Source organism: Saccharothrix australiensis, assembly GCF_003634935.1.
Lineage (GTDB): Bacteria > Actinomycetota > Actinomycetes > Mycobacteriales > Pseudonocardiaceae > Actinosynnema > Actinosynnema australiense.
On the sequence record NZ_RBXO01000001.1, the window covers coordinates 1,277,614 to 1,295,585 of the forward strand.

At 74.8% G+C, this 17,972-nt stretch carries 15 protein-coding genes and 1 other RNA gene; 10 read left to right on the plus strand and 6 right to left on the minus strand.

The annotated features are described in order from the left end of the window. The first annotated feature begins 38 nt into the window (after positions 1 to 38). Positions 39 to 515 (plus strand): MarR family winged helix-turn-helix transcriptional regulator, encoded by a 477-nt coding sequence (locus C8E97_RS06175; protein ID WP_170211634.1) that lies wholly within the window; start codon positions 39 to 41, stop codon positions 513 to 515. Positions 516 to 767: 252 nt separating this feature from the next. On the opposite strand, the gene C8E97_RS06180 is transcribed toward C8E97_RS06175, so the two are convergent. The 3 genes from C8E97_RS06180 to C8E97_RS06190 are packed head-to-tail and all read right to left on the minus strand — an operon-like array spanning position 768 to position 7,431. Beyond that, positions 768 to 4,790 (minus strand): TIGR02680 family protein, encoded by a 4,023-nt coding sequence (locus C8E97_RS06180; protein ID WP_121002473.1) that lies wholly within the window; start codon positions 4,788 to 4,790, stop codon positions 768 to 770. Further along, positions 4,787 to 5,953 carry a TIGR02678 family protein gene (locus C8E97_RS06185; protein ID WP_121002475.1) on the minus strand — a complete coding sequence of 389 codons (1,167 nt, stop codon included), beginning with the start codon at positions 5,951 to 5,953 and terminating at the stop codon, positions 4,787 to 4,789. The genes C8E97_RS06180 and C8E97_RS06185 overlap by 4 nt, the downstream gene beginning before the upstream one ends. Further along, positions 5,953 to 7,431, minus strand: a complete 1,479-nt coding sequence (locus C8E97_RS06190) for a DUF2397 domain-containing protein (protein ID WP_121002477.1) — start codon at positions 7,429 to 7,431, stop codon at positions 5,953 to 5,955. The genes C8E97_RS06185 and C8E97_RS06190 overlap by 1 nt, the downstream gene beginning before the upstream one ends. A 51-nt stretch (positions 7,432 to 7,482) precedes the next feature. On the opposite strand from C8E97_RS06190, the gene C8E97_RS06195 reads away from it, so the two are divergent. Next, positions 7,483 to 8,460 carry a cobalamin biosynthesis protein gene (locus C8E97_RS06195; protein ID WP_121002479.1) on the plus strand — a complete coding sequence of 326 codons (978 nt, stop codon included), beginning with the start codon at positions 7,483 to 7,485 and terminating at the stop codon, positions 8,458 to 8,460. On the opposite strand, the gene C8E97_RS06200 is transcribed toward C8E97_RS06195, so the two are convergent. Then, complete coding sequence (locus C8E97_RS06200) at positions 8,384 to 9,193, minus strand: SURF1 family cytochrome oxidase biogenesis protein (protein WP_170211636.1); 810 nt, start codon at positions 9,191 to 9,193, stop codon at positions 8,384 to 8,386. The two genes, C8E97_RS06195 and C8E97_RS06200, sit on opposite strands and share 77 nt — an antisense overlap. 259 nt (positions 9,194 to 9,452) lie before the next feature. Here C8E97_RS06200 and C8E97_RS06205 point away from each other — a divergent pair, with 259 nt between their 5' ends. From C8E97_RS06205 to C8E97_RS06230, 6 genes are all read left to right on the plus strand, one after another. Continuing rightward, the gene (locus C8E97_RS06205) at positions 9,453 to 9,932 is read left to right on the plus strand and encodes a hypothetical protein (protein ID WP_147455003.1); all 480 of its coding nucleotides are present in this window, start codon (positions 9,453 to 9,455) and stop codon (positions 9,930 to 9,932) included. 330 nt (positions 9,933 to 10,262) lie between these two features. Beyond that, complete coding sequence (locus tag C8E97_RS06210; RefSeq protein WP_121002485.1) at positions 10,263 to 11,246, plus strand: polyprenyl synthetase family protein; 984 nt, start codon at positions 10,263 to 10,265, stop codon at positions 11,244 to 11,246. A gap of 244 nt (positions 11,247 to 11,490) precedes the next feature. Continuing rightward, positions 11,491 to 12,531 carry an Rv2231c family histidinol phosphate aminotransferase CobC gene (gene cobC / locus C8E97_RS06215; protein WP_121002486.1) on the plus strand — a complete coding sequence of 347 codons (1,041 nt, stop codon included), beginning with the start codon at positions 11,491 to 11,493 and terminating at the stop codon, positions 12,529 to 12,531. Then, complete coding sequence (locus tag C8E97_RS06220) at positions 12,528 to 13,670, plus strand: Nif3-like dinuclear metal center hexameric protein (RefSeq protein ID WP_121002488.1); 1,143 nt, start codon at positions 12,528 to 12,530, stop codon at positions 13,668 to 13,670. Before cobC ends, C8E97_RS06220 begins: the two co-directional genes overlap by 4 nt. Position 13,671: 1 nt before the next feature. Further along, a complete protein-coding gene (locus C8E97_RS06225; RefSeq protein ID WP_121002489.1) occupies positions 13,672 to 14,409 on the plus strand; it encodes a zinc ribbon domain-containing protein in 738 nt (245 codons plus the stop codon). Then, entirely contained in the window at positions 14,406 to 15,650 is a 1,245-nt protein-coding gene (locus tag C8E97_RS06230; RefSeq protein ID WP_121002491.1) for a bifunctional RNase H/acid phosphatase, read from the plus strand. Before C8E97_RS06225 ends, C8E97_RS06230 begins: the two co-directional genes overlap by 4 nt. 31 nt (positions 15,651 to 15,681) lie before the next feature. Here C8E97_RS06230 and ssuE read toward each other — a convergent pair whose 3' ends face one another. Next, a complete protein-coding gene (gene ssuE, locus C8E97_RS06235) occupies positions 15,682 to 16,239 on the minus strand; it encodes an NADPH-dependent FMN reductase (protein WP_121002494.1) in 558 nt (185 codons plus the stop codon). Between the two features lie 220 nt (positions 16,240 to 16,459). Between ssuE and rnpB the strand changes: the two genes are divergently transcribed. Beyond that, positions 16,460 to 16,854: RNase P RNA component class A (gene rnpB / locus C8E97_RS06240), an RNA gene on the plus strand. A gap of 113 nt (positions 16,855 to 16,967) precedes the next feature. Here the strand turns inward: rnpB and C8E97_RS06245 are convergent. Further along, entirely contained in the window at positions 16,968 to 17,267 is a 300-nt protein-coding gene (locus tag C8E97_RS06245) for a hypothetical protein (protein WP_246018701.1), read from the minus strand. 423 nt (positions 17,268 to 17,690) lie between these two features. On the opposite strand from C8E97_RS06245, the gene C8E97_RS06250 reads away from it, so the two are divergent. Further along, a complete protein-coding gene (locus tag C8E97_RS06250) occupies positions 17,691 to 17,969 on the plus strand; it encodes a hypothetical protein (RefSeq protein ID WP_170211638.1) in 279 nt (92 codons plus the stop codon). The last annotated feature ends 3 nt before the right edge of the window (positions 17,970 to 17,972 follow it).

The following is a 17,972-nucleotide window of genomic DNA, read 5'->3' on the forward strand; positions in this document are numbered from 1 at the left end:
AATGTTCTGAGGTCAAGTGAGTTGGTAGGATGGGTGACGTGGTGGATCGGTATGAGGCGAGCGATTCGCTGCTGGCGTGGCTCTACGTGCAGCAGGGCGTGGACGCGGTGCGCGTCGCGATGAGCGGGCGGGTGGAGGCGGCGGCCGGCTGTTCGCTGCTCGAACACGAGGCGCTGTACCGGATCGACATGAACGGGCGGCTGCCGATGTCCGAGCTGTCCGAGCTGCTCGCGGTGAGCCCGAGCGGTGTGACGCGGCTGGTCGAGCGGCTGGTGCGGCGCGGGTGGGTGGAGCGGTCGCAGCAACCCGACAACCGGCGGGTGGTGTACGCGGCGCTGACCGCAGAGGGGCGGCGGGTGCTCAAGGCGGCGACCGGGCCGACGTACCGGGCTGCGGTCGCCGAGGAGTTCGCCGAGCCGCTGACCGATCGCGACCTCGCCGACCTCAAGCGGATCGGGCGGAAGCTGTTGGAGGCGCACGGGAAGTGGGACGCGCAGCGGTTCGCCCCGAACTGAGGTCCGGGCGCGTCGGCACGGGCCCGGCGGCCTGCGGGTGCACCGCCTCGGCCCCGAGGTTCCGGGCGCGTCGGCTCGGCCCCAGGGTTCCGGGCGCGTCGCCTCGGTGCCGAGGTTCCAGGTGCGTCGGCTTGGCCCCCGGTGGTGGGTGCGCCGGCTCGGGGCCGAGGTGGCGGGTGCGCCCGCCGGGCTGGGGTTCGGGGACGCCGGCTCGGGCGGGGTTCCGGGCGCGGCGCACCGATCCGGGCCCCGCTACGGGTCGATCCGGTCCAGGGCCGCCCCGTCCCACGTGGTCTGCGTGCAGGCGACGCCGCGGCCGTTCTTCGGGCGCAGCACGTCGTAGATGTGCATCCGCGGGATCTTGTCCGACACGCCCCACCCGCTCGGCCACGTGATGACCCAGTCCATGTCCAGGTCGACCAGCAGCCCCAGCATCCGCGCGATCGTCGGGTCGTCCAGCCGCTCGAACGCCTCGTCCAGCAGCACCAGCCGCAACGGCGAGAACTCGCCGCTCACCGCGTCGTAGAACGAGGCCGCCGCCGCGAACAGGGTCACGTACGAGATCAGCCGCGTCTCGCCCGACGACAGCTGCCGCAGCCGGCGCTCGCGCGGGTTGCCGTCCGGCCCCGTGTCCGCCACGGTCACCGTGAACTGGTGCCACGTCCGGTAGTCCAGGGCCCTCGACAGGATCTCCGCGTAACCACCGGAGTGCGCGTCGCGCTCGGCCTCGATCCGCTCGGTGAACACCCGGCGCAGCACGGCGTCCTGCTCGGGGTCCCGCTCCGCGTACGGCAGGCGCACCAGCGCCAGCGCGTCGCGCGTCTCCTCCTCCAGCGCCGCCGACGGCTTCCACGCCAGCTTCACGTGCACGCCCTGGCTGGACCGCGCCCGCCCGAGCACCTCGTTCATCCGCCGGCACAGGTCCTCGGCGACCGCGATCTGACCGCGCAGCCACTCGGCGAGGTCGCGGATGAGGTAGTCGGCGAAGATGTTCTGGTACCGCTCGTCCAGGAACCCGCGCTGCTCGGCGAGCTTCTCCGTCACCTGCCGCGCCGCGACCGCCACCGGCCGCGCGCCCTCCTCACCGGTCACGGTCACCGTCAGCAGGCCCTCGTGCTGCTCGGCCGCGATGTCGTGGCTGCCCGCCAGCGACGTCTGGAGCGCCTGGAGCTTCGTGATCACCGTCGCCTCGCCCGCGCCACGCCGGTCCGCCACCGCCAGCGCCGCGCGCACCGACTCGACGTCCGCGGGCACGTCCGGCAGCGCCGCGACCAGCACGCCCGGCGCCCGGACGGTGGCCTGGAACTGCTCGGCGGCGCGTGCCCGCGCGTCCTGTGCCGACGACAGCTGCTCGGCGGCGGTGTCGAGCTGCGCGGACAGCTTGGCCGCCTGCTCGCGGGCGGTGGCGACGCGCTCGCGGACGCCCTTCAGCTCGTCCCTCATCTCCCGCCGCGACCGCTCCGCGGCGGACAGCTGGTCGGCGATCTCCCGCGCCTCGCCGCCGATCGCCTCGGTCAGCTCGGCCAACGTCCCCGCCTGGGTCGCGTAGTCCACGCACCGCGCCTCGGCGTCGGCCTCGGCGGCCACCCGGTCGGCCACCGCCGAGCGGTAGCGGTGGGCGGCGTCGGCCAGGTCGGCGACGGTCGACCGGCACTGCCGGCGCAGCACGTCGCCCAGGCGGTCGGCGGTGCGCTGGGCCTCCGCCGCCGCGCCCTGGGCCTGGCGGAGCCCCTCGGTGGTGGCCGGCAGGCCGGCGTCGCCCGCCTGCCGCACGACCTCGGCCCGCGCCGCCTCGCCGCGCGCCTGCGCCCGCTCCAGGTCGGCGCGCACCTCCTCGGCCCGCCGCGCGGCCCGGTCGGCGGACTCCTGCGCGGCCTGGAGGCGGCCGTGCCTGGCCACCAGTTCGCGGTCGGCGGGGAAGCGCTCCAGGTGGGCCTCCCACCGCTCCACCAGGTCGTGCGCGGCGGCCAGCTCGGCCTCGACGCCGCCCAGGTCGGCGCGCAGCACGGCCAGCTCGTCCTCCAGCTCGGCGACGCGCCGCCGGCGGGCGGCCTCGCGGGCGCCCGCGCCGATGAACTCGGCGGCGTCCTTGCGCCACGCGCCGGTCAGCACGCCGGCCTGCCAACGGCCGGTGCGGGACACCGCGAACGCGCCCTCGTCCAGCGAGACCGACGCGAGCAGGGCCGCCACGACCTCGGCGGGCACCGGCGAACTCGGCTCCACCGCGGGCACCAGCACCGACGCCAGGGACGGGCCGGTCGCCGGTGCGCGCGGCACCGCGAGCACGTCCCGGTGGTCCGCGCCGGGCAGCACCTCGGCGTCGACCTCGCCGGTCGCGGTCACCCGCGCGTCGAGCAGGCCGCACGCCTCCAGCGCCGCTTCCAGGCCGGCCCGGCTCGCGTCGTCCACGTCCGGGTGGAAGTCGACCAGCCGGTAGAACGGCGAGCCCGCCGCCGGTTCCCGCTCGGCCGCCGCGGACCGCGCCCGGTCGGTCGGGCCCGAGCGCAGCGCCGCGAGTTCCGCGTCCAGGGCGTCGATCGCGCCGTGCAGCTCACCCCGCCGCCGCGCCACGCCGTGCGCGGCCTCCCGCGCCGACGCCACCAGGGGCCCGACCCACTCGCGGGCCGCCGACGCCAGGGACCGCGCCACCGACGGGTCGACCGAGGCGGGCAGCGCCAGGTCGGCCTCCGGCCGCGCCGGACCGGAGTCCCGCCACGCCCGGACGTCGTCCAGCCACCGCAGCGCGACCTCGGCCAGCTCCCGAGCCTCCTGGTCGCGCAGCGCGGCCGCCTCGGCCGCCGCCTGCCGCGCGTCCCGCGCCGTCTGCCGCAGGGCGTCGACCTCGCGCTGCGCGGCCTCCACCTCGCCCGCCCGCTGGTGCAGCGCGAGCGCCAGCGCCCCGCGCCGCCGCGCCGCCGAGGCGACCTCCGCCGCGCGGTCCGCCGCCGGCGCCAGGTCCAGGTCGGCGGGCGCGGGCGGCACCCGGCGCTCGATCGGCAGCGGCTCGGCCTCGGGGTCGGGCTTGGCGCGCACGGACTCCGTGCACACCTCGGCGTCGACTACCGCCACCGCGGGCACCACGGGCACCAGCGACTCGTCCAGCCCGGCCGCGCGCAGCTGGTGGCGCAGCGGCTCCACCAGCTCCTCCGCCGCGCCCAGGTCGTCGGCGAGGCGGCGCAGCAGGCGCAACACCCCGTCGACGGCGCCGTCCTCCTGGAGCCGCTGCTTGTTCGCCACGTCCAGCGCGGCGACGGCCGACGACCGCTTCTCCTGGACCAGCTTCTCGCGGGTCTGGAGGTCCTGGAGGTCGCGGAACGCCGGCAGCTCCTTCAGCGCGCCGATGGTCTCCTCGGCCCGCTGCTCGCCCGCCTCCAGCGACACCAGCGAGTGCTCGGCCGACGCCCGCTCCGCCATCGTCTCCGCCAGCGCCGCCGACAGCTTGGCCGACGAGCGCTCCAGCTTCCGCACCGCCTCCTCGGCCGTGCCCAACCGGTCCGCCGACGCGCGCAGCCCGCCGAACGCGTAGTCCGCGTACGTCTTGAGGAACGTGCCCAGCGCCGCGTCCGCCGACGACAGCCGGACGATGTTCTCCCGGATCGACTCCAGGTCGTCGAACGACGTGGCGAGCTGCTCCACCAACGCCTGGTCCAGCGGCGGCAGCGCGTCGGACAGGATCTGCTCCAGCTGGCCCTCCAGCACCTTCAAGCCCACGTCCGGGTTGCGCAGGGTGCGTTGCAGGTGCAGCAGGTCGCCGTACCGGGCGGCCGGCACGCCGTACACGGTCTCGGCGATCTTCGCCCGGAACGCGGCTTCCTCCAGCACGTGGTCCGCGCCGATCAGGTCGCGCAGCTGCGCCGGGCCGAGCGGTGTGCGCTCCGCGCCGACCAGGGTCAGGTCGTGGCCGACCCGCCGCGGCGTGACGAACCGCCACGAGTCGGTGATGGCCTGCGAGGTCTTGGACGCCTTCACGCCGAGCCCGCAGGTCAGGTACTCGTCGTCGCGGACCAGCTCTACCCACGCGTACCCGATGCGGTTCGGCCCGCCGGCGTAGTCGTCCAGCATCAGGCGGCGCAGGCTGACCGTGTCGAAGCCCTTCGACCCGACCTGGCGCAGGTCGCCGTCCAGGCACAGCGGCAGCAGCAGCTCCAGCGTGCGCGACTTCCCGGACCCGTTGGTGCCCTGGAAGATCACGCGCCCGCCGGAGAAGTCGAACGTCTGCTCGGTGTACTGCCAGATGTTGACGATGCCGCCGCGGTGCAGCCGCCACCTGTTCACACGTTCTCCTCGTCGAAGAGCGACCAGCCGGGCGCCGCCGGGGCGACGGCGGGGTGCTCTACCTCGCGTTCCGGATCGCCGTCGGGCGACGGCGCCCAGCGGTGCGCGGCGGCGCACAGCGACCAGCCGTCGTCGGTGCGCGCCGCGAGTCCCATGCGGCGCAGCAGTTCCAGCACCTCGTCGGCCAACCGGTCCAGGTCGTCGGTGAACTGCTTGGACCAGGCCGCCGGGTAGTCCTCGACCAGCCGGCCGCACAGCGCGACCAGCTCCGCCCGCTCGACGGGGTGCCGCCCCGCCACGGGCTCGCCGGCCAGCAGGTCGGGCAGCGCCAGGAGCGCGATCCGGGCCACCGTCGAGGTGCCGGGGAAGTACAGGTCGGTCAGGTAGTCCTCGGGGTCGGCCACCAGGACGCCCTCCGCGCGCGACTCCGTGCGGAGCCCGAACGACGCCTCCAGCAGCGCGGACTCCTTGCGCTGGTGGCGCCGCAGCCACTCCGCCTGCTCGCCGGGCAGGTCGGCGTAGAGCACCACGGGGTTCTCCACGAGCTTGCGCCGCACCGCGTGCTCCACGCCGCGCGGTCCGGGGCGGGCGGCCAGCTCCACCAGGTCCGCGCGGGACGACGCCTCCGCCACCGGACCGGTCAGCAACTGCCCGAGCAGGTCGGTGTCCACGGTGATCAGCGCCTCGGTCTGGAGGTCGACGGTGCCCTCGGTCTCGTGCAGCACGCCCAGCGACACGAGGTGCCGCAGCGCCGCCGCCAGCGCCCGCCGGTCGGCCACGTCGTCCACCACCTCGATGCCCGCCTCCACCGCCGCCGCGCGGATGTCGGACACCAGGCGCGACAGCAGCGCCTGCCGGCCGATGCCGGTCAGCACGGCCAGGGTCAGCGCCAGGTAGGCGTAGCCGCGCGGCGACATGCCCAGCACGCCGCGCGAGTCGTCCGGGCCGGGACCGGCCTTGTACAGGCGCGCGAACCGCCGCTCCACCACCAGCCGGTAGCCGAGCCGGCTCGCGAACAGGTCCTGGAGGGCGAACCGGTGCCGGTAGACCAGGGTCAGCAGCTCGCCGTCCGGCCCGTCGGCGCGCAGCAACGGCCGCCGCAGCAGGGTCCGGGCGCAGCGCACCACGTTCGCGGCGTCGATCTCGGAGAGGTCGTCGAACATCAGTCGAGCACCAGCGCGGAGTCGTGCAGCGTCAACGTGCCCGCGTGCGAGCGGATGCGGGTCGACCGGCCCTCGGCGTGCGACACCGTCACCCGCAGGCCGCGCACGGGATCGGTCGCCGAGCCGGGGTCGGCCGCCGTGTCGCGCTGCGCCATCGCGAGGGTGAGCAGCTCGCACAGCACGCCCAGCGCCTCGCCGGACAGCGTGGCGGCGGCGAGGTCGGGCGCGGCGGCGGCCAGCTCGGCGACCGACGCCGCCCGGCGCTCGTCGGCCTCGCGGGCTTCGGCCAGCAGCGACTGCTCGGTCATCGGGTCGTCCAGGATCTTCGACGTGCGGCCCCGCGCGCCCCGGTCGGCCCGGCTGCGCACGCTCACCGTCACGTCGTGCACCGGGCCGTCGCGCCACGGCGTGCGCTCGTTGTCGCTGTCGTGCTCGGGCGCGGGCGAGAGGTGGCGCGCCGAGTACAGGCCGAACGCCGCCGCGTACAGCTCGTGCGCCTCGGCGCGGGTGCCGCCGTCGAACCACGCGGCGAGCTTGAGCAGCTCCGCCCGCCTGCTCGGCAGCAGGCCGCCGCCCGAGGTGGCGCGCTTCACGCTGGCCAGCAGCGAGCCGATGGCCCGCGCCGTCGCGTCGCGCAGCGCCGTCACCTGGCTCGGGCGTCCCGGCCGGTCCACGAACCAGTCGGTCAGCTCCTGCCAGTCCTCGGCCGACCGGCCGCGGGCGCGCTCCACCCGGTCGCCGAGGTCGGCCCGGCCCAGCAGGCGCAGCAGCTCGCCGCGGGCCGCCGCCAGGCCGGCCAGGGCCCGCGCGATCGCCGGGGTGTGCCGGAGCACGTCCTCCACGACCATCTGGATGTACTCGACCAGCAGGTTGCGGAACCCGGCGATCTCCTCGGGCGCGAGGTGGTGCCGGGTGACCACCTGGCCCAGGTAGGCGTAGAAGTCGCGGACCGTCGCCGCCAGCTCGGCGTGCTGGAGGAACAGCGTGGTGACCTGCTCGGCCAGCGCCTCGCGCGGCCGGCGCGCCTCGCTCAGCAGCGCCTCGGACAGGGACCGGCCCAGCGCGCCGAGGCCGCGTTCCACGGCGGGCAGCAGCTCCCTGGACACCTCGCGCGCGCCCTCCGGCACGCGCAGCAGCTCGTCCACGTCCCGCTGCACGCGCACCGCGAGCTTGGACACCTGGTAGCGCACGCTGCCGTGCTGGAACTCGGCGATGCTGGACGCGACCACCTCGCGCCTGCCCTGCACCAGATTTCCCCACTCGACCAGCTGCCTGAGCCGGTTGATCACGTTCTCGATGCGCGACTCGCCGGGCTCGACCCTGCCCTCGCGCTCCGCGCCGGCCAGCGCGCCCGCCACCTCGCCCGCCGACAGGTCGGCCAGCAGGGTGGACGTGAACAGCCGCATGATCGCCAGGTACGTGCGCTGGTGGTCGCGCGCGTCGAGGTACGCGTAGAGCTTCAGGCGGGCCGGTTCCACGGGTGGCACCCTAATGCGGGTCACCGACAGTCGCCGGGATACCGTGCCCGGGTGAGCGTGGGACGCGCGGTGGGTCTGGTGCTGGGCGTGGCCGCGGACGCGGTGTTCGGCGATCCGCGGAAGTACCACCCCGTGGCGGGGTTCGGGCAGGCGGCCGCCGCCTTGGAGCGCAGGACGTACCGGGACCACCGGCTCGCGGGTGCCGCGCACACCGCGGCGCTGGTGGGCGGTGTCGTGCTGGCGGGTGCCGCCGTCGAACGGCTGGGCGGGCGCGGTCAGGTCCTCCGGGCGCTGACGACCGCCGCCGCGACGTGGGTCGTGCTCGGCGGGTCGTCGCTGGCCGACGAGGGCACCGCGATGGGGCGCGAGCTGAACGGCGGCGACCTGGCCGCCGCGCGCCGCCGCCTGCCCAACCTGTGCGGGCGGGAACCGGCCCGGCTGGACGTGCTCGGCCTGGCCAAGGCGACCGTCGAGTCCGTGGCGGAGAACACGTCCGACGCCGTGGTCGCCCCGCTGTTCTGGGGCGCGGTCGCCGGGGTGCCCGGACTGCTCGGGTATCGGGCCGTGAACACGCTCGACGCCATGATCGGCCACCTCAACCCGCGCTACCGGCGGTTCGGCTGGGCCGCCGCGCGGCTGGACGACGTGGCGAACCTCGTGCCCTCCCGGCTGGCCGCGCTGCTGACGGCGGCCGGCGCGCCGGTCGTCGGCGGGTCGTCGGGCGAGGCGTGGCGCACCTGGCGGCGCGACGCGGCGGCCCACCCGAGCCCGAACGCGGGGCAGGTGGAGGCGGCCTTCGCGGGCGCGCTGGAGATCCGGTTGGGCGGGCGCACGGTGTACTCGCACGGCGCGGAGGACCGCCCGGTGCTCGGCCACGGCCGCAACCCGGACGCCGGTCACGTGACCAGGGCGGTGGAGCTGTCGCGGGTGGTCGGCGCGGGCGCCGCCGCCGTCACCGCGGCGCTGGCGCTGCTCCGTCCTCGGCGCGTTCGTCCTCGGCGAGCAGCTCGGCGACGGACTTCCGCTTGACGCGCGGCTCGTTCAGCGCGCCGCCGGGCCGGGCCTCCCGGACCGTGAAGTACAGCCAGCCGGCCAGCGCCATCGCGCCGAACGCGATCCACTGGAGCGCGTAGGAGAAGAACGGGCCCGCGTCGAGCCTGGGCAGCGGCAGCGCGCCCTCGACGCCCGGCTGGCCCTCGGTGAGCTCGAAGTAGCCGGGGCGGAGGTCGATGCCCGTCGCGCGGGCGACCACGGCCGGGTTGATCGCGTACACCTCGCGGTGGCCGTCGCGCTCGATCGCGTCGCGGTCGTCGGACTCGCCGGCCCGCACGCGGGCGATGATCGTCACGGTGCCCTCGGGCACGGGCTTCAGGTCCGGCACCTTCAGGCCGTTCACCGGCCGCACGTAGCCCCGGTCCACCAGCACCGTCGGGCCGCCGGCCAGCGCGAACGGCGTCAGCACCTCGGAGGCGGCCTCGCCCTGGACGGTGCGCAGGCGGGCGACGGCCTGCCCCTCGGGCAGGTAGCGGCCGGTCAGGGAGACGAGCCGCCACTCGTTGGCCGCGTTCGGCTGGTCGAGGACCGACTCGACCGGGACCGGGTCGGCGCGCACGGACGCGGTGACGGCGTCGTTCTGCGCCTCGCGCTCGCGGTCGCGGCTGAACTGCCACGGCGCGAGCAGCGTGAAGCAGGCGCCCGCGAACACCCAGACCGCCAGCGTCAACGCCAGCCAGCCGGGCCGCAGCAGAAACCTCAAGCGCACGTGTCCACGGTAAGCCCTGGGTCGTGGTGACCCGCACCCGGTCGAGCGCGTCGGGCTGCCCCGCGGCTGCTCACGGGCCGCGCGAGGCCGAGGTGCTCACGGAATATGATCGCGGCCACGGGGGAACGGCGGATGGTGCCGGTGCGGATCACGTGGAGCGTCACGGCAGGGGAGCTTGTCGGGTCGCGCGTTCCGGGCGAGGGCGTCGGAGAGCGCGCGGCGACGCTCGACCGTCGTCGACCGGCCGGGTGGGGGATCGATGTCAGGCGTGGTCGGCGGGCTGGTGGCGCTCGTCGCGGTGGTCTCGGTGGTGCTGCCGGCGGTGCTCGTCGTGCGGTGGTGGCGGTCGTGGCCGGAGACGCCGTCGTTCGCCCGGCCCCGGCCGGCGGTGCCGAGCGGTGACCTGGTGCCCGACCCGAACGCCGGGTTCTTCGTGGACCGCGGGTTCCTGTTCCGGAAACGCGATTTCTTCGTCGCCACCGGGTGCCCGCCGGTGCGTATCGCGGATTTGCCGTCACTCGATGTGCGCAGGCGGGGACGGCCCGTGCTGGTGGCGCGCGTGGGACTGCGGTCGTGGTGGTGGTTCGAAGAGGGTTTTTACCGCGAATCGGCGGGCTTGCGGGAGAAGGACGTGCTCGCGCTGGTGCGGGACCGAGAACGCCGTGAGCAGGCGAAACGCGATCGGGCGCGGCTGTTGTCCGAGGCGGAGGCGAGTCTCCGCAAGCGCGCTCCGGAGTAAGTTTCCGGTGTTTAGTAACGATCCTGGGTTTGTGCGCGACCATATTCGCGTAGTGACACCCTGGGGAGAGGGACATGGGCGACCCCTTACTGCGGGACTTCGCGGCGGGTGATGTGGGGCCTCCGGTGCGGTGGCATTGGATGGCGTGCGTGGCGCTGGTGTTGATCGCTTTCGCGGTGTCGGTGGTGTAACCCGGCTGGGCGTTCGGTTCGGGGCGTTCGGCTCGTGGGGCGGGGAGCGACCTGTTCGAGGTGGCGCTGTGTGGCGCGGCACCGTGGCGGCGTGGCGCTCCTCAGCCGGCTCTCAGGCGGTGCGCGCGAGGATCGGGGTGTGCCGACCACGACCATCCCCACCATCCCCGCGCTGACCGGAGCGCTGCCCAGGGTCGAAGACGAGATCCGGCAGTTGGCCACGTCCTCGACGCTGCCCATCGTCAACGAGTTCTCCGGCCGCATCACCGCCGCGGGCGGGAAGCGCTTGCGCTCGGTCGTGATGCTGGCGGGTTCGCTGGCGCTGACCGGCGAGGTCACGGACAAGGCCGTCACGGCGGCGGCGTGCGTCGAGCTGCTGCACGCCGGGTCGCTGGTGCACGACGACCTGATGGACGACGCCGTGGAGCGCCGCGGCGTCCGCACCGTGAACGCCGAGTGGGGTGTGGGGCCGGCGGTGCTGGTCGGCGACTTCATGCTGGCGCGGGCGAGCCAGGCCGCGCTCGAATCGCTCTCCCCGTTCGCGGCGGGCAAGCTGGCCGCGGCGGTGGCCGACCTGGTCGAGGGCCAGGTGCTGGAGGTGCTCGACCTCTACGACGCGCACCGGTCGCCGGACAGCGCGCTGCGGTCGATCGCGTTGAAGACGGGCGCGTTGTTCCGCGTGGGGTGCGTGCTGGCCGCGCACTGCGCCGACGCGTCCGAGGAGGTGGCGGTCCGGCTGTCGGAGTACGGGGCGCACTTCGGGCTGCTGTTCCAGATCCTGGACGACCTGCTGGACCTGGCGTCCACGAGCGAGCGGTTGGGCAAGCCGGTCGGGAACGACCTCCGGCAGGGGGTCTACTCGTTCCCGCTGCTGAGGGCGTTGACGGACGGGCAGCGGGAGTTCCTGGCGGAGCGGGGGCGCGAGCTGGGCGACGCCGAGCTGGCCGGGCTGCTGCGGGAGTTGCGGGGCGGCCGGCTGGTGGACGACACGTTGGCGTACTGCGGCGGGCTGGCCGCGCAGACCGTCCGGGCGCTGCCCGAGGTGGGGGAGTCGGACGCGTTGGGGGTGTTGCGGGAGTTGCCCCTGGCCTACGTGGAGTGGGCTCGGGCTCGGATCGGCTGAGGGGCGTGGATGGTGGGGGGAGGGAGGGTGCGCGGCGGACGAGTGCCAAAGAGCGAAAGCGTCCTCGCCGGACGGGCAGGCCGCCAAGGAGGGGAAGGGCGCCGGGCTGCTGTGCTGCGCGAGCGGGGGTCTGGGTCTGTGCGGCGCGTGCAGAGGGCGGGTCTGTGCGTGGGCGGCTGGGGGGCGTGGGGTGCAGAGGTGCGGGTGGCGTCGGGCGGGGGGCTGATCGCCTAGACTTTTCGCGATGACCAGCCATGATTCCGGTCGGGCGTTGTTGCGTCACCACGGGGACGTCGATGCTGCTCCTGGCCTTGTCGACTTCGCCGTGAACGTCCGGGTGCCGGCGCCGCCGGAGTGGTTGCGCGCTCGGTTGGCCGGTGTGCTGGACGGGTTGGGCGGGTATCCCTCCGCCGCCGCCGATCTTCGCGCTCGGGAGGTCGTCGCCGCCCGGCACGGGCGTCGGGCGGACGAGGTGCTGGTGCTCGCCGGGGCTGCCGAGGGGTTCGCGTTGCTGCCCTCGTTGCGGCCGAGGTTGGCGGCCGTGGTGCACCCCTCGTTCACCGAGCCCGAGGTCGCGCTGCGGGATGCCGGTGTGCCGGTGCGGCGGGTCCTGTTGTCGGACGAGGACGGTTACCGGTTCCGGCCCGAGGCGGTGCCGGAAGAGGCCGACCTGGTGGTGTTGGGCAACCCGACCAATCCCACGTCCGTGTCGCACCCGGCCGACGCGGTGGCCTCGCTGAGCCGGCCGGGGCGGGTGCTGGTCGTCGACGAGGCGTTCGCCGACACGATCCCCGGTGAGCCGGAGTCGTTGGCCGGGTGGGACGTGCCGGGGTTGCTGGTGTTGCGCAGCCTGACCAAGACGTGGGGGCTCGCCGGGCTGCGCGCCGGGTACGCGTTGGGCGCGCCGGAGTTGTTGGCGCGGTTGGCGCTGCACCGGCCGCAGTGGCCCGTGAGCAGCTTCGTGTTGGAGGCCGTGACGGCCTGCTGCGAGCCGGCGGCGGTGGCCGAGGCGGCAGCGTTGGCGGTGGCCGGGCAGGAGCACACGCGGCTCGCGGCGCGGGCCCTGGGCGACCTGGTGGTGGTGCCGCCGGACGCGCCGTTCGCCCTGCTGCGGCTGCCCGACGGGGAGCGGGTCCGGTTGGCGCTGCGGGACAAGGGGATCGCCGTGCGGCGCGGGGACACGTTCCCCGGTCTGACCGCCGACCACGTGCGGGTCGCGGTGCGCCCGCCGGAGGAGTTCGGGTTGCTGGTGGACGCGTTGCGAGTCGTGTTGGAGGAGCGGTGACCGTCACGGTCGGTGATGTGCTGGCGGTCCTGGAGGACGCCTACCCGCCCGCCACCGCCGAGTCGTGGGACGCCGTGGGGATGGTGTGCGGCGACCGGGGCGCGGCGGTGTCGAGGGTGCTGTTCTGCGTCGACCCGGACGAGTCCACTGTGGACGAGGCGGTGTCCGGTGGGGCGCAGTTGCTGGTGGCGCACCACCCGTTGCTGTTGCGCGGGGTGCACGGCGTGCCGGCCGACGACCCCAAGGGCGCGCTGGTCCACCGGCTCATCCGCGCCGGCGTCGCGCTGTACACGGCGCACACGAACGCGGACGCCGCCGACCCCGGCGTGTCCGACGCGTTGGCCGCCGCCCTGGGACTGACCGTGACCGGTCCGCTCAGCCCCGCGCCAGGGCCCGAGCTGGACGTGCTCACGACCTACGTGCCGGTCGAGCGGGCGGAGCAGGTGTTGGGCGCGCTGCACGCGGCCGGCGCGGGCGCGCTCGGGGACTACCGGGACGCCGCGTGGGTGGTGGACGGCGTCGGGCAGTTCCGGCCGGTCGCCGGGGCCGATCCCGCGATCGGCTCGGTCGGCGAGCTGGCGCGGGTGCCCGAGACGCGGCTCGAGGTGGTGTTGGAGCGGCGTCGGCGGGCCGACGTGGTGGCCGCGCTGCGGGCCGCCCACCCGTACGAGGAGGTCGCGTTCAACCTCAACGAGGTCGCCGACGTGCCGTCCCGCCGCGGCATCGGCCGGATCGGCGAGTTGGCCGAGGCCGAGCCGCTGCGGGTGTTCGCGCGGCGCGTGGCCGACGCCCTGCCCGCGACGGCCTGGGGCGTGCGGGCGGCGGGCGACCCCGAGCGGCCCGTTCGCCGGGTGGCGGTGTGCGGCGGCGCGGGTGACGGCTACCTGTCCGCCGCCGTCCGGGCCGGGGTGGACGCGTACGTGACCGCCGACCTCCGGCACCACCCGGCGGCGGAGCACCTCGCCCGCGGCGGGCCCGCGTTGGTGGACGTGGCGCACTGGGCCAGCGAGTGGCCCTGGTGCGGGCAGGCGGCGGGCATCGTGCGGGACGCGCTCGGCGGTACGGTCGACGTCCTCGTCTCGACTCGCCGGACCGATCCGTGGACCGTCGGCGTGACGACCGGAACTGGAGGCCGCTGAAGTGAAAGCCGACCCCGCCGTGCAGCGCAGGCTGCTCGACCTGGCGCAGGTGGACGCCGAACTGGCGCGCGTCGCCCACCGCCGCCGCACGCTGCCGGAGATCGCCGAGATCGCCGAGGCGGAGAAGGTGGCGCGGGCCAAGCAGGACGCCCTGACCACCGTCGAGACCACGCTGGGCGACCTGACGCGCGACGTCAAGCGCCAGGAGACCGAGATCGACCAGGTGCGCGCCCGCAAGGAGCGCGACCGGGCGCTGATGCAGTCCGGCTCGGTGGGCGCCAAGCAGCTCACCGACTTGGAGCACGAGCTGGCCACGCTGGAGCGCAGGCAGGCGGCCTTGGAGGACGACCTGCTGGAGCTGATGGAGCGCCGCGAGGCGGTGGAGGCCGACGTGCAGCACGCGCGCGTGGAGCTGGACAAGGCGCAGGAGGCGCTGGCGGACGCGGCCCGGCGGCGGGACACCGCGCTGGCCGACCTGGAGTCGACCGAGGCCAAGCGCGTCGCGGAGCGCAAGCTCGCGGCGACCCGGTTCCCCGAGCCGCTGCTCGCGCTCTACGACCGCGTGCGGGCGCACAAGGGCATCGGCGCGGCGCTGCTGCAGTCGCGGCGCTGTGGCGCTTGTCGCATCGAGCTGGACCGCAACGCGCTGTCCCAGGTGAAGGACGCCGCGAAGGACGAGGTCGTGCAGTGCGAGGAGTGCGGCGCGATCATGGTGCGGACGGGCGAGTCCGGGCTGTGAAGGTCGTCGTCGAGGCGGACGGCGGGTCGCGGGGCAACCCCGGTCCCGCCGGGTACGGCGCGGTGGTGCGGGACGCGTCGACCGGGCGGGTGCTGGCCGAGCGGTCGGCCGGGATCGGGGTCGCCACCAACAACGTCGCCGAGTACCAGGGCCTGCTCGCGGGCCTGCGGGCGGCGGCCGAGCTGGGCGCCTCGGCGGTGTCCGTGCGGATGGACTCCAAGCTGGTGGTCGAGCAGATGTCCGGCCGCTGGCAGGTGAAGCACCCGTCGATGCAGCCGCTGGCGCGCGAGGCGCGCGCGCTGGCGGGCGCGTTCGACCAGGTGTCGTACGAGTGGATCCCGCGCGAGCGCAACAAGGACGCGGACCGGCTCGCCAACGAGGCGATGGACGAGCAGGCCGGTGTCGTCCGGGCCCGGCGGGACGCGGGCGAGTCGGGCGCACGGGAGTCGGGCGCTGTGGGGTCGGGCGCTGTGGGGTCGGGCGCGGGAGCGCGCCGGGGCGGGCAGTCGGGTGGCGGAGCGGCGCGGGGCGCGGGCGGGCCGGGTGACGTGGCGCGCCGCGAGGCGGTCGAGCCCGGTGTCGGGTCGGCGGTGCGGGTCGCGCCGTCGTCGTGGTCCGGCGCGCTGGGCGAGCCGACCCGGCTGTACCTGCTCCGGCACGGGCAGACCGAGCTGTCGGTGGCGCGCCGGTACTCGGGGCGCGGCAACCCGCCGCTGACCGAGGTGGGCCGGCGGCAGGCCGAGGCCGCGGCGGCGCGGCTGGCCAAGCTCGACGGGGTGGCGGCCGTGGTGTCCTCGCCGCTGGACCGGGCCTGGCGGACGGCGTTGGCCGTGGCGGGGGCGGTCGGGGGCGAGGCGACCGCGCACGAGGGGCTGGTCGAGACCGACTTCGGCGCGTGGGAGGGCCTGACGTTCGCGGAGGCCGCCGCGCGCGACCCGGAGGTGCACCGCCGGTGGCTGGGCGACCCGTCCGTGCCGACGCCCGGCGGCGAGAGCTTCGACGAGGTGCACCGGCGGGTGCGCGCGGCGCTGGACGAGCTGCTCGCCCGGCACGCCGGCGGGAACGTCGTGGTGGTCAGCCACGTCACGCCGATCAAGACGCTGCTGCGGCTCGGGCTCGACGTCGGGCCCTCGCTGCTGTTCCGGCTGCACCTGGACCTGGCGTCGCTGTCGGTGGCGGAGTTCTACCCGGACGGGCACGCGTCGGTGCGGCTGGTCAACGACACCTCGCACCTGGGCTGACGGCGCCGCGCCCGCGGTCCGGCCCGTCGGGTCAGACCGCCGGGCGGAGCTGGGTGCGCTTGCGGCGGAACCGGATGTCCTCGACGGCCAGCGTGAAGCGGTCGAGCGCGGTGCGGATCGCGTCCGCCGAGGTGGGCGCGATGACGTCGCCGACGATGTCCGGGTCGAGGATGAATTCACCGCGCAGCACGTTGTCCGCGCCCTTGCCGGTGAACAGCGGATTCAACGCGTAGTCCATCGCGACGAGGAATCCCTGGCTGCCGCCGGTGGCCAGGGGCAGGATCACCCGACCGCGCAGCCCTTTCTTCGGCAGCAGGTCGAGCAACGCCTTCACGAGGCCGCTGTAGGCCGCCCGGTACACCGGGCTCGCGACCACGATGCCGTCGGCGCGCAGCACGGCGCTCACCGCGTCGGCGATCTCCGGGTCGTGCAGGTCCTCGGTGAGCAGCGACAACGTGGGCAGTTGCCGTACGTGCAGGGTCCGCACCTCGTAACCCGCCGCGCGCAGCAGGTCGTCGACGTGCGACACCACGATCGCGGTGCGCGACGTGGGAGAAGGACTGCCGGAAATAACCAGAATGGAGGACATGGTCGCGGAACACCTTCCCGAAAAGGCTCGGACACCGAGATGAATTCGGTCAGCGGAGACAGATCGCGGCGGACGTCCGGCCGAAGTCCACGTGCCGACGTCGAGTGAGTGCGGCTATTCCCGGCATGTTTCGAGTAGAGCAGTCGGTTCCACATCACGACAAGGTTTCGGGTGGCTGGTTCCACGCCCTGGGACGCGAGCCGCTATCATCTCCCCCGGACGAGTCGGCAGGACGGCCGCGTCGGCAGGTGCGAGCCTGCCGCCGAGGAAAGTCCGGACTCCGCAGGGCAGGGTGGTTGTCAACGGCAACCAGGGGCGACCCTCGGGACAGTGCCACAGAGAACAGACCGCCCCGGCGCGAGCCGGGGTAAGGGTGAAACGGTGGTGTAAGAGACCACCAGCGCCCCCGGTGACGGGGGCGGCTCGGTAAACCCCACCCGGAGCAAGGCCAAGAGGGCGCTTCGGCGCCTGCGCAGGCGATCGAGGGCGGCCCGCCCGAGCCTGCGGGTAGGCCGCACGAGCCTGTCGGCGACGGCAGGCCGAGATGGATGGCCGTCGGACGGTGTCGCCGCGAGGCGCCCGTGAACAGAATCCGGCTTACGGCCGACTCGTCCCCCGGACCTCCCGGCGCTCCGTCCGGGCTCTCCCGCGCGCCACCGGTGCCGTCCGGGTCCGCCCCGTCCGGGGGCGCCACGTCCGGGGGCGCCACGTCGTCCCGCGCGGTCGGGTCAGCGGCGGGACGGCCGGCCCGGCGGCATCCGGTGCACCGGCCGGAACGCCTCGCCGCCGTTGTAGCGGCGCTCCAGCTCCGCCACGTACGCCGCCACCGCCGGGTTCACGATGTCCGCGAGGCTCCGCACCTCCGCCGAGGGCTCGTAGGCCGCCAGGTAGGTGGCCGCCGCACGGGCCCTGTCCAGCACGTCCTGGTCGAAGTTGACCGTCCGCTGAACCCGCCGCCCCGAACGCGCCTCCGTGCCGGTAACCTGATCACTGCCCGGAACGGCCACCGAGACCGTGATCTCGTTCACCCCGGAGGTTGAATCGGGCGCGGCATCGGGCGGTTGGGTCATCGACGGGCCTCCTCGGCGTCGTCACTCCGGGATGCGGCCCGTTCGGGTACGCCTTCCGGCCGGACGGGTCACTGGCGCGGCGGGGTGGACAGGGGGACCAGGGTCGTGCACACGGTGCGTGACCAGGGAGTCGGCGGGCGGGTGAACTGTCTCGGCAATCGGGAGAATCCAGTGCCGCCGGTTCTCCACCGGGCCCCCTCGAACCATGATGGCTGTGGTCAGATTAGACGTAATCCACTCCCAGGGGAACGGTTATTGATCTACCCACTGCAAGCCGACCGATACACCTCGTGACGAAGACGTGTTCTACTCGATAGCGCACGAACCGGACGGGCACCCCTCGGCTCGCCCGGCGAAGTCCTGCGTACTCAGGAGTACGAGATGACCGCCATGACCCTGGTAACACTCGCGCAGCAGACGGAGCCCGCCCTTGGCACAGGCGGCGTGCGCCAGTGGATTCTGGACAACCTGGTCCCGCTGCTCCTGCTGACCGTCGCGGTCCTGCTGCTCTGGTTGGGCGGTGGCAAGGGCGACAACGCCGGGGTCATGCGCCGCCTGGGCGGCGTGATCATCGCGCTGGCGATCGTCGGCCTCGCGGTGACCACCGACGCGGGCGAGAACATCGGCCAGTGGATCGCCGGCCTGTTCACCGGCGGGTGACCC